This is a genomic window from Ornithinibacillus bavariensis (genome assembly GCF_050433565.1).
Taxonomy (GTDB): Bacteria; Bacillota; Bacilli; order Bacillales; family Amphibacillaceae; genus Ornithinibacillus; species Ornithinibacillus bavariensis.
Genome location: NZ_JBNPWZ010000011.1, coordinates 1 through 11,771, shown reverse-complemented (window position 1 = coordinate 11,771; position 11,771 = coordinate 1). Strand labels below are relative to the sequence as shown.

The window sequence follows — 11,771 nt, the reverse complement described above, 5'->3', positions numbered from 1 at the left end:
CATTTAGGAATTAATCCTTTTTGGTTACCAAGAAAGAGCCAGCTCCTTCAATTTCAACAATATCTCCTGGGTACAGCTTTCTTCCGCGTCGTTGCTCTAATTCACCGTTCACTAACGCACCTTGCTCTTGTAAAAATGCCTTTACCATTCCACCAGATTCCAAAATATTAGCTAGCTTTAAAAATTGACCTAATGGAATATAGTCCGTACTTATTTCGATTGATGTATGCAATGTTATCACCATTTTTCCATCGTTTATTTTAAATAATTCCATATAACCATTTTACTAAAGTTTTTGCTTAAAGGGAAGGTATGACCCTCGAAATACACTTAAAACGTTTCTATGTGTCTAAAAATGCGTTTTATAGGTATAAAAAAAGACTTTTATTACTTAGACAGCAGATAAAAGTCTTTTTTAAAATTAGATTTTAATATGTTCTTACTGGAAGAATTAATTGTAGCATCGCTGGATTGTCCACAGGGCGGATAACGAATGGACGCATAGCACCTGTAAAGTCAATTTTTACTTCATCCACTTCCATTACCTTTAGTGCATCTAGCATATACTTTGAACTAAAGGATATTTTTAATTCTTCTCCTTCAATAGATTGAACCGATAATTCCTCCGATACATGGCCAATTTCAGGAGAATTACTAGTTATTTCTAATATATTTCCATCCTTTGTGGTTAATTTCACAACGTTATTACGTTCTTCTCTTGCAAGTAGGGAAGCACGATCAATACTACTAATTAAATCTCTTGTTTTTACATGAAGTACTGTTTTACTTTGTTCTGGTATTAATCTTGACGTTTCAGGATAGTTACCATCCAAAATACGGGATAAGAAATTTAAGTGCTTTGTACGGAATAAAATTTGATTATTGGTAACACTAATTTCAACTGTTTCTTCCGTATCATCAAGAATTTTATTTAATTCATTTAAGCTTTTTCCAGGAACAACTATGCTCGAAAATTGAACACTAGATGAGCTTACTGGAACTTCCCTAGAAGCTAGTCGGTGACTATCTGTCGCGGTGAATGTTAATTTACTTTCAGATAAAGATAGATTAACCCCAGTCAAGATTGGTCTAGTTTCCATGGAAGAGACAGCAAATACAGTTTGTTTAATTAAGCTTTTCAGAATATCAGTAGGGATCTCAAAGCTATCATCGGTTTGTAATTTCGGTAGCTGTGGATATTCTTCTGCATCCTGTCCATTTAAACTAAATTCTGCTTTTCCAGAACGAATGGTCACTTTTAAATTCTCATCTGCAGTAATCTCAACATGTTGCTCAGGTAGCTTACGTACAATATCAGGAAAATATTTCGCTTGCAGTACAATACTACCTTCCTCAATATCCTCTACATTTACGATTCCATCTTCTTCTGCTGGAATATACGATTCGATGGAAATATCAGAATCACTACCTGTTAACGTAATACCGTGTTGTCTTGCTTCTATTTTCATACCAGTTAATATCGGAATAGCTGTTCTTGATGAGATTGCTTTCATGACATCTTGGACACTATCGATTAATAAATCACGTTGAATAGTAAATTTCATTGAAAAAATCCTCCCAAAGGATGTTCTATTTATTTATTATTTTTTATAAAAAATATAGTAATAATAGTAATAGGGCCTGTGAATATGTGGATAACCCCCTTCAGAGTAAATGGAGCCTAGTTATCCACATGTGAATAAAGTGTTTATAAAGGTGTATTCGTTATCCACATTGTTAACATACAGTTATTAGGATAGCGATTTTAATTGTTGCTTAAGTTCATCTATTTCTTTTGCTAAAATGGTATCATTTTCTACCATCTTGGTGATTTTTTCATGCGCATGGATAACGGTTGTGTGATCTCTTCCACCAAATTCTTCCCCAATCTTTGGTAACGATAAATCTGTTAATTCTCGAGATAAGTACATTGCAATCTGGCGTGGAAATGCTATCGACTTTGTGCGTTTCTTTGCAAAAAAGTCTTCTGTCTTCACATTATATTTCTCACCAACAACTTCAATAATTGCAGGAATAGTAATGATTTTAGGTCTGCTATTCGGAATAATATCCTTCAAAGCATCAGCTGCTAATCCAGCATCAATATCTTGATTTACTAGTGAAGAATATGCAACGACGCGGATTAAAGCGCCCTCTAGTTCACGAATATTGGTATCGATTTGATTGGCAATGTAATGCATAACTTCTATTGGTATATCTAGTCCTTCTGCTTTTGCTTTTTTCGTTAGAATCGCAATTCTAGTTTCTAAGTCGGGAGGGGTTATATCTGTTATTAGTCCCCACTCGAAGCGGGAACGTAGACGATCCTCCAATGTTGGTATTTCTTTAGGTGGTCGATCACTAGAAATGATAATTTGTTTATTTTCTTCGTGTAAGGCATTAAAGGTATGGAAAAATTCCTCCTGGGTAGATTCCTTACCAGCAATAAACTGAATATCATCTATTAGTAAAACATCAACATTTCGATATTTATTTCGGAAATTAATTGCCTTATTATCCATAATGGCATTAATGAATTCATTCGTGAATTTTTCAGAAGATAGATAAACCACATTTGCATTTTTATTATGCTCTAATACATAATGGCCAATTGCATGCATTAAGTGAGTTTTGCCTAACCCAACTCCTCCATAGATGAATAGGGGGTTATAGGCTTTTGCCGGTGCTTCAGCTACTGCCAGTGATGCAGCATGGGCGAAACGATTGCCTGATCCAATAACGAATGTATCAAATGTATATTTAGGGTTTAACATCGTTTTTCCATCATGAGCTTCATTGTCCTGATGAATTGGTTTTGGTTGAGGCTTTATTTCTTCCTCTATAGCGGTATCTTGAACAATAAGCTTTATTACTAATTTTGCACCAGTCACCTCTAATAAGATGTTGGAAATTAATTGGGAATACTGTTCTTCTAACCAATCTCTAGCAAATTCATTTGGGGCAGAGACGGTTAATGTACTGCCTTCTAATGATTCTGCTTTTGTATCCTTTAACCATGTATCAAAGCTTGGTTTACTAATTTTTTCTTCTATTTTTTCTAAAGCTGCCTTCCATAGGTCATGAATATTTTCCAAATCATTCCCCCCTTTCAATGAACGATAATAGATTTTCCATTTTTAGAATAAAAAACCTCTCTCTATCTTTTTATTGCATATTTTTCGTGTGCATGCATAAAGATGAAAAGGTAAGGATTCTATTATATTTAATGTAACTACGCAAAAATAGTTAACAATGAATGTGGATAATAAAAGCTATGAAATTAAAACATTTAATAGAGTTATTCGCAGATTAAAGAAAACTGTGGATAAGGTTACAGACAGTACTGTGAATAAATGTCCACAGGATATCCACAAATTGTGAATAAGTATAATAGGGAATTTGGTTATTGACATGTTAAAACACATTAATGATAACAAAAAAAAGCAGACTCTGCAATGACTTTTCGACACTTATCCACATATTCCACCTATTGTAGACAAAAATTATTCACACCACTATATTTTGTGCTTAACCTGTCGACAAATGCTGTGGATAATCAAAAATCTTGAAAAAGGTATGAACATAGCGTGTGGATAAACGAGGGTCGAATTGGAAGTTGACGATAGTCCATTTTTTCTGTATAATTACAAAGACTGTCTAAGGTTTAGATTGTTTTGGAGAAATTAGATCCCTCGGGGAGGTGCAGTATAAATGAAAAGAACGTTTCAACCAAATAACCGTAAACGTAAAAAAGTACATGGCTTTCGTGCGCGTATGAGTACTAAAAATGGTCGTAAAGTTTTAGCTCGTCGTCGTCGTAAAGGAAGAAAAGTATTGTCTGCATAGGCCACTGAAAATGTCAGTGGTCTTTTTTCGCAGTTAAAATCGAAGAATCAGGTTATAAATAGAATAATACGAAAAGCAGTGGTACAGAATGGTAAAAGGTCCTGCTGCTTTTTTATTACATAGGATGACATTTGCAACTTAGCATTAGGTGATGAACATGAAAAAGGAATTTCGAGTGAAGGATAATAGAGATTTTCAAGTAATTTTTAAAAAGGGTAAGTCTTTTGCCAATCGACAACTAGTTCTTTATTATATGAAGAAGCCTGATCAGGAACATTTTAGAATTGGTTTATCCGTTGGGAAAAAAATAGGAAATGCAGTAACAAGAAATCGAATTAAACGATATTTACGACAGGCATTTCATGAGTTGGAGTCCGATATTTTAGCAAACTATGATTTTGTCATTATTGCCCGACAACCAACAAAAAACATGCAATTTTTTGAAGTGAAAAAGAGCCTAATGCATTTATTGTCGAAGGAAAAGCTATTAAAAAAATAAAGTAACTATAGATTTAAATAGAATCTATTTATGCTTTATTGTAAAATATGTGATACATAGTATTTTTATCGAATTGAAAGCGATTTTTTTGTTTTAGACTAGTTAGGAGGAGCAGAATTTGCGTAAGAAGTTATTAATGATAGCGATGTTAATTGGTTTAATAGTATTCCTATCTGGGTGTAGCCAGATTAATGAACCAATTACTCCGGAAAGTGAAGGAATTTGGAATTCATATTTTGTCTATCCATTATCATGGTTGATACAGTATTTTGCTAATTTATTTAATGAGAATTATGGACTAGCGATTATCCTAGTAACGGTAATTATCCGTACAGCATTACTTCCATTAAATATAAAGCAATTAAAGAGTACAAAAGCAATGCAGGATATCCAACCGGAATTAAAAGAGCTACAGCAAAAATATAGCTCAAAGGATGCGAATACACAGCAGAAATTACAGCAAGAAACAATGGCGTTATTCCAAAAGCATGGGGTAAATCCGTTGGCAGGATGTTTACCAATCTTTGTGCAAATGCCAATTCTACTTGCAATTTATCACGCAATCATGCGTACAGAGGAAATTGGCCACCATACATTTTTATGGTTCCCATTAGATGAGAAGGATTTAATTCTTCCATTTATAGCTGGTATAACAACATTTTTACAGCAAAAGTTAATGATGGCAGGAAGCGCTGGGGCTAATAATCCACAAATGACGGTAATGCTTTATATGATGCCGATCATGATTACAGTATTTGCGTTTATGTTCCCATCAGCTCTAGCACTTTATTGGATTATCGGTAATCTATTTATGATTGCACAAACCATTTTCATTCGTAAGCCTATGATGAGGGATACGAATACTGGGGGAGACAAAAAGTGAGAGAAATAACTGCTACCGGGCAAACAGTTGATGAAGCGGTCCAATCAGCTTTAGAGCAGTTAAATACAACAAGGGACCAAGTTGATATTACGATTATTGATGAAGGTAAAAAAGGAATTCTTGGTGTATTTGGAGCAAAACGCGCGATTGTAAAAGTGGTGCTTGCGAAGAATCCAATTCAAGAGGCAGAGAAATTTATCCTTGATGTTGTAAGTAAAATGGGTGTTGATTCTGAAATATCAACCTCAATAGATGGGAATCATGTAACATTTGATTTACGTGGTGAAAAAATTGCTCTCTTAATTGGCAAACGTGGACAGACCTTGAATGCACTGCAATATTTAGTTCATCTGGTCGTGAATAAAGAAGGAAATCAATACTATACAGTTACTTTAGATGCAGAAGGCTATCGTGAGCGACGTAAAGAGACCTTGGAAGTACTCGCAGTACGGATGGCTGATAAAGCGAAGAACATTAACAAAAAGGTCGCATTAGAACCAATGCCTGCATTTGAACGTAAAATTATTCACAGTAAGCTTCAAGAATTGGATGATATATCTACTTATTCTGATGGAGTAGAGCCACATCGACATATTGTTATTAAGCCTTCATAAAATGATGGAAAAAAACCTCTGGAGAACCAGGGGTTTTTTTGTATGGTTTTACGCATCGGTTCCATACTAATAAGAAGTGTAATGTCTTAATTGATATAACATAATGGTTACGAAAGGAAGATAAAATGTCTAAGGATAAAAAGGATCTACAACAATCAAATGAGGTTGCTGAGAAGTATTTTGATGCTTCTGGCTATCAAAGCAGTAATCAAACGGAAAAAGGCTTAGCCATTACCCATGAGCAGGCAACCGATGCGTATACAGAAGGAACTGTTGATGGGAAAATAGATATGTTAGATGAACAAGGTGAATTAAAGGAATATAGAGGTAAGGATTTGGAGTAAGTTAAATATATAGCTCAATACGTAGGAAGAAGAAGAGTCTTAACTAATTTAGGACTCTTTTTTTTGTGCATAACTAACTATTTTTCCTTTAGTAAACTTATCCACATGTTAATAAGTGCCCACATGAAAAATATAAATATTATTTGTGGATAAGTTTATTTTTGATTAGGAATGTGTTATTCTATTAAGTTAGTGACGTAAAAATATGTTGCTACTAAGAATTAGTAATAAATGTATGTTAAATAGATAAAAAAGTAGTGGAGGTGAAGAAAATGTTTGAGACTGATACAATTGCTGCAATTTCTACGCCAATAGGTGAAGGAGCGATTTCGATTGTTCGATTGAGCGGCTCCGAGGCTGTAGATATAATAACCAAAATCTTTCAAGGTAAAGATTTAAAAGAAGTGGAATCCCATACGATTCATTATGGGAAGATTATCGATCCGGAAACAAATGAAGTAGCTGAAGAAGTGATGGTTACAATCATGCGTGCGCCAAAAACATTTACTCGAGAAGATGTAGTGGAAATCAATTGTCATGGTGGACTTGTTTCCGTAAATCGTGTGTTGGAAATAGCTTTACATGAAGGTGCTCGATTGGCAGAGCCAGGTGAATTTACGAAACGTGCTTTCTTAAATGGCAGAATCGACTTATCACAGGCAGAGGCCGTCATGGATTTGATTCGTGCAAAAACAGATAAGGCAATGAATATCGCGTTAAAACAGATGGATGGACGCCTGTCCTCTCTAATTAAAAAGTATCGTCAGTCATTACTTGAGACGGTTGCTCATGTAGAAGTAAATATTGACTATCCAGAATATGATGATGTGGAAGAAATGTCACATGAGATGATGCGGAAAAAGACAAGAGAGGTCCATGCAGAAATCGAGGAGTTATTAAGTGTGGCAAAACAAGGGAAGATTTTAAGAGAAGGAATTGCAACGGCAATTATCGGCCGACCAAACGTTGGAAAGTCCTCCCTTTTAAATGCCTTAGTCCAAGAGAATAAAGCAATTGTTACGGACATTCCTGGTACAACACGAGATATTATTGAGGAATATGTTAATGTACGTGGTATCCCTTTACGATTGGTGGATACTGCGGGAATTCGGGAAACGGAAGATATTGTTGAACGTATTGGTGTTGAAAGATCTAGACAAGCATTAAAAGAAGCGGATTTAATTTTGTTTGTCTTAAATAATAATGAAAAGTTAACGGAAGAGGATATTCGATTATTTGAAGCAGTAAGAGGACTAGAATTTATTGTCATTATTAATAAAACAGATTTAGAACAGAAATTAGATATGGAACAGGTACTGGAATTAGTAGGGGATAAGAAAATTGTCTCGACCTCCCTATTAAATGAAGAGGGTATTAATGAATTAGAGGCAGCTATTGCCGACTCCTTCTTCTCTGGTGATATAGATTCTGGCGACCTAACGTATGTTTCAAACGTTCGACATATTCAACTTCTTAAGCAGGCGAAGAAAGCCTTAGAAGACGCCATGGATTCCTTGGAGATGGGAATGCCACTTGATATTGTTCAAATTGATGTTACTAGAACGTGGGAATTTCTAGGAGAGATTATTGGTGATACTGCTAGTGATAGTTTAATTGACCAGTTATTCTCGCAATTTTGTTTAGGGAAATAATAATAAGGAAAGGAAGTAAAGTTATGGTATATGATGCAGGGCATTACGATACGATTGTCATTGGTGCTGGTCATGCAGGTGTAGAGGCAGGTCTTGCTGCTGCAAGAATGGGTGCTAAAACACTAATGCTGACCCTAAACCTAGATATGATCGCATTTATGCCATGTAATCCATCTATTGGTGGTCCTGCAAAAGGGATCGTTGTCCGAGAAATTGACGCCCTAGGTGGAGAAATGGCAAAAACAATTGATAAAGCCTATATTCAAATGCGTATGCTAAACACAGGTAAAGGCCCTGCTGTTCAAGCACTCCGGGCCCAAGCTGACAAACCGGTTTATATAAAGGAAATGAAACAGATCTTGGAGAGTCAAGATAATCTTACGCTTCGTCAAGGAATGGTAGATCGTCTTATTATTGAAGATGGTATATGTAAAGGTGTTATTACGGAAACTGGAGCAGCATACCACTCAGAAACAGTGATTATTACAACAGGGACCTTTATGCGCGGTAAAGTGCTTATGGGAGACTTGGAATATGAAAGTGGACCAAACAACCAACGACCATCCATTAAGCTTTCTGAAAACCTAGAAGAGCTAGGAATTGAGCTCGTTCGTTTTAAAACTGGGACACCACCACGTGTTAATAGTAAAACAATTGATTATTCCAAGACGGAAATTCAACCGGGTGATGATAAGCCACAAGGCTTCTCCTATGAAACAACGGAATATATTTTGGACCAAATTCCTTGTTGGTTAACGTATACAAATGAATTTACTCACCAAATTATTAACGATAATTTAGGACTTTCTGCTATGTATTCTGGTGCAAAGCGTGGAACAGGTCCACGTTATTGTCCATCTATTGAGGATAAGATTGTTCGTTTCCATGATAAACCTCGTCATCAAATATTCTTGGAGCCAGAAGGTAGAGATACAGAAGAAGTTTATGTTCAAGGTTTATCCACTTCTTTACCAGAGTCCGTACAACATGAAATTATTCATTCTGTACCAGGGTTAGAAAATGCTGAAATGATGCGCCCAGGATATGCAATTGAGTATGATGCAATTGTACCGACACAACTTTGGCCAACACTTGAGCTTAAACAAATCCCAGGATTATTTACTGCTGGTCAAATTAATGGTACATCAGGCTATGAGGAAGCAGCAGCACAAGGGATTATGGCAGGTATTAACGCAGCGGCTAAAGTACTAGGGAAAGACCCGGTTATTTTAGATCGTTCACAAGCCTATATTGGTGTATTAATTGACGATTTAGTTACGAAGGGAACAAAAGAACCTTATCGCTTATTAACTTCACGTGCAGAATATCGTTTATTATTACGCCATGATAATGCAGATCTTCGTTTAACCGAAATTGGCTATCAATTAGGGTTAATTTCAGAAGAACGTTATCAACAATTTGAAACGAAGAAACAAATGGTTCAAGATGAGAAGGATCGTTTACGTACGATTACAATCAAACCAACTCCAGATGTTCAAGAAATGCTAAATAAGGCAAATGCTACACCATTAAAAGAAGCGATTAAAGCATATGACTTATTAAAGCGACCAGAATTAACGTATGAATTAATCTCTGAAGTAATTGACTCAGCTGAAGCTTTACCAGTAGACGTTAAGGAGCAAGTCGAGATTCAAATTAAGTATGAGGGCTATATTAAAAAAGCAAATGAACAGGTTGATCGTATGAAAAAAATGGAGGACAAAAAAATCCCAGATGATATTGATTACGATGCTATCGGTGGTATTGCAACAGAGGCAAAGGAAAAGCTTAAAACAGTAAGACCGCTATCTGTTGGGCAGGCTTCTAGAATATCTGGCGTTAATCCTGCAGATATCTCTATATTGCTTGTTTATATTGAACACGGTAAAATTGCTAAAATAGCAAACTAAAGAGGGGGAAGCCCCTCTTAGTACATAAATGAATAAGGGAGTTTTGTAATGAATGCCATTCAATTTGCAGATGAACTTGAGAAACAAGGTATCATGTTATCTGAGCGGCAAATAGAACAATTTCGTATCTACTTCAAAACATTAGTAGAATGGAATGAAAAAATTAATTTAACTGCTTTAACAGACGAAGAGGATGTATATTTAAAGCATTTTTATGATTCTATTTCGGCAGCCTTTTATCATGACTTTACTAAGGAACAGCGCATTTGTGATGTGGGTGCTGGAGCAGGGTTTCCTAGTTTACCAATCAAAATTTGCTTCCCTCATATTAACGTAACGATTGTTGACTCACTTCAAAAACGAATTGGTTTCTTAAATCATCTAGCAACACAACTCGAATTAAATGATGTCGCTTTTTATCATGACCGTGCAGAAACCTTTGGTAAAAATGCTACGTTCCGCGAGTCCTATGACACCGTTATGGCTAGAGCTGTTGCTAGAATGTCAGTACTTAGTGAGTTATGCCTCCCACTAGTTAAAAAGAATGGCACGTTCATTGCTATGAAGGGCTCACAGGCAAAAGAAGAGGTAGATGAAGCTAAATCAGCTATTGAGGTATTAGGAGGAAAAGTATCATCCTTCCATACCTTTAGTTTACCAGAGGAAAATAGTGAGCGTTCTATTATTTTGATTGCAAAAAACAGGCAAACACCGAAGAAATACCCGCGAAAACCTGGAACACCAAATAAAGAGCCGATTCAATAAGAAGCTTATACAGGAAAAGTGATGCTTTTCCTGTTTTTTTACTGATTGAGGACTAGTAATTGTTAGTCAATTTATCAGAAACCCCTCGAATAGATTGACAATAATTCTATTGAAAAGCTTATCTATGTCTTGATGATTATGATAGAATAGGCGTAGAGATAATTCTGTGGTAAACTATAATAGAACTCATTTGTACTTGTTTTTAAGAAATGTTTCACGTGAAACATTTTACTAGATACGAAGGTTAGTAGAGAAAAATATTATGAAATCTATCTATTTTTATAAAGGTGGTGTCTGATGGTGGTAAGTCCATTTAACCGTATTTTCGGAATTGGAGAAAAAGAAAACAACGAAATCGTTGAGGAAGAATCCTATCACCCAGATGAAGTTATACAGCTTCCGGTTCATCAAATCGAGCCAAATAGGTATCAGCCAAGATCTATTTTCAATGAAGAGAAAATTGCTGAGCTTGCAAAGACAATTAATACCCACGGCATTATTCAACCAATAGTTGTTCGTAAAATTGACAAGGATAGATATGAAATCATAGCTGGAGAGCGGCGTTGGCGTGCTGTACAATCTCTCGGCTGGGAGAATGTATCCGCAATTATTCGTGATATGAACGAAACTCAAACAGCATCGGTAGCCTTAATTGAGAACCTTCAGCGAGAGGAATTAACAGTGATTGAAGAAGCTGTAGCTTATGCGAAGCTATTGGAGCTACAGAACCTAACCCAAGAGGCTCTAGCACAACGCTTAGGGAAAAACCAGTCAACGATAGCGAATAAGCTTCGTCTGCTGAAGCTTCCAGAACAAGTCCAGCAAGCATTATTGAGTAAACAAATCACGGAGAGGCATGCACGGGCATTGATTAAGGTGAAGGATGAGGCTGTCCAATTAAAACTTCTTCAAGACATCATCGAATATGAACTAAATGTGAAACAGACAGAAGAACGCATAGAGAACCTTAATACCGCTAAAGAAAAACCAAAACGTAAAAAACCGAAGCTAAAAGGAATTAATAAAGATATTCGAATAGCGATGAATACTATTAGACAATCTTTAACTATGGTGTCTGATACTGGTATAGACATACAATCAGATGAGCAGGATTTAGAGGATTATTACCAAATTACTATTAAAATTCCGAAAAAGAAATAAATGAGGCTGGGACAAAACCCCAGTAAATAAAAAAAGAGTGGTACTTACCTAAACAGGTGAATACCACTCTTTTTATGCACACAAAAAGGACACCTTT

The 11,771-nt window shown here is 35.8% G+C and carries 12 protein-coding genes; 9 read left to right on the top strand and 3 right to left on the bottom strand.

Annotated features, from left to right (window positions below; all coding sequences use genetic code 11):
- Positions 1–10: 10 nt before the first annotated feature.
- From yaaA to dnaA, 3 genes are all read right to left on the bottom strand, one after another.
- The gene (gene yaaA / locus HNR27_RS15120) at positions 11–232 is read right to left on the bottom strand and encodes a S4 domain-containing protein YaaA (RefSeq protein ID WP_212921845.1); all 222 of its coding nucleotides are present in this window, start codon (positions 230–232) and stop codon (positions 11–13) included.
- Positions 233–428: 196 nt separating this feature from the next.
- Positions 429–1,565 carry a DNA polymerase III subunit beta gene (dnaN, locus tag HNR27_RS15115; protein ID WP_212921675.1) on the bottom strand — a complete coding sequence of 379 codons (1,137 nt, stop codon included), beginning with the start codon at positions 1,563–1,565 and terminating at the stop codon, positions 429–431.
- Between the two features lie 186 nt (positions 1,566–1,751).
- Positions 1,752–3,095 carry a chromosomal replication initiator protein DnaA gene (dnaA, locus tag HNR27_RS15110; protein ID WP_429340376.1) on the bottom strand — a complete coding sequence of 448 codons (1,344 nt, stop codon included), beginning with the start codon at positions 3,093–3,095 and terminating at the stop codon, positions 1,752–1,754.
- A gap of 616 nt (positions 3,096–3,711) precedes the next feature.
- Between dnaA and rpmH the strand changes: the two genes are divergently transcribed.
- The 9 genes from rpmH (at position 3,712) to noc (ending at position 11,674) form a co-directional block, all read left to right on the top strand.
- The gene (rpmH, locus tag HNR27_RS15105) at positions 3,712–3,846 is read left to right on the top strand and encodes a 50S ribosomal protein L34 (RefSeq protein WP_010094630.1); all 135 of its coding nucleotides are present in this window, start codon (positions 3,712–3,714) and stop codon (positions 3,844–3,846) included.
- 157 nt (positions 3,847–4,003) lie between these two features.
- On the top strand, positions 4,004–4,345 hold the full coding sequence (rnpA, locus tag HNR27_RS15100) for a ribonuclease P protein component (RefSeq protein ID WP_212921677.1): 342 nt from the start codon (positions 4,004–4,006) through the stop codon (positions 4,343–4,345).
- Between the two features lie 136 nt (positions 4,346–4,481).
- Positions 4,482–5,228 (top strand): YidC family membrane integrase SpoIIIJ, encoded by a 747-nt coding sequence (gene spoIIIJ / locus HNR27_RS15095; protein WP_373306351.1) that lies wholly within the window; start codon positions 4,482–4,484, stop codon positions 5,226–5,228.
- A complete protein-coding gene (jag, locus tag HNR27_RS15090; RefSeq protein WP_429340375.1) occupies positions 5,225–5,842 on the top strand; it encodes an RNA-binding cell elongation regulator Jag/EloR in 618 nt (205 codons plus the stop codon). Before spoIIIJ ends, jag begins: the two co-directional genes overlap by 4 nt.
- A gap of 125 nt (positions 5,843–5,967) precedes the next feature.
- Entirely contained in the window at positions 5,968–6,186 is a 219-nt protein-coding gene (locus HNR27_RS15085; protein ID WP_429340374.1) for a YozQ family protein, read from the top strand.
- A 272-nt stretch (positions 6,187–6,458) separates the two neighbouring features.
- On the top strand, positions 6,459–7,838 hold the full coding sequence (mnmE, locus tag HNR27_RS15080; protein ID WP_429340373.1) for a tRNA uridine-5-carboxymethylaminomethyl(34) synthesis GTPase MnmE: 1,380 nt from the start codon (positions 6,459–6,461) through the stop codon (positions 7,836–7,838).
- A 23-nt stretch (positions 7,839–7,861) separates the two neighbouring features.
- Positions 7,862–9,748, top strand: a complete 1,887-nt coding sequence (gene mnmG / locus HNR27_RS15075) for a tRNA uridine-5-carboxymethylaminomethyl(34) synthesis enzyme MnmG (protein WP_429340372.1) — start codon at positions 7,862–7,864, stop codon at positions 9,746–9,748.
- A 48-nt stretch (positions 9,749–9,796) separates the two neighbouring features.
- Positions 9,797–10,513: a 16S rRNA (guanine(527)-N(7))-methyltransferase RsmG gene (rsmG, locus tag HNR27_RS15070; RefSeq protein ID WP_429340371.1), complete on the top strand. Its 717-nt coding sequence runs from the start codon at positions 9,797–9,799 to the stop codon at positions 10,511–10,513.
- A 300-nt stretch (positions 10,514–10,813) separates the two neighbouring features.
- A complete protein-coding gene (gene noc / locus HNR27_RS15065) occupies positions 10,814–11,674 on the top strand; it encodes a nucleoid occlusion protein (protein ID WP_429340428.1) in 861 nt (286 codons plus the stop codon).
- Positions 11,675–11,771 lie beyond the last annotated feature (97 nt).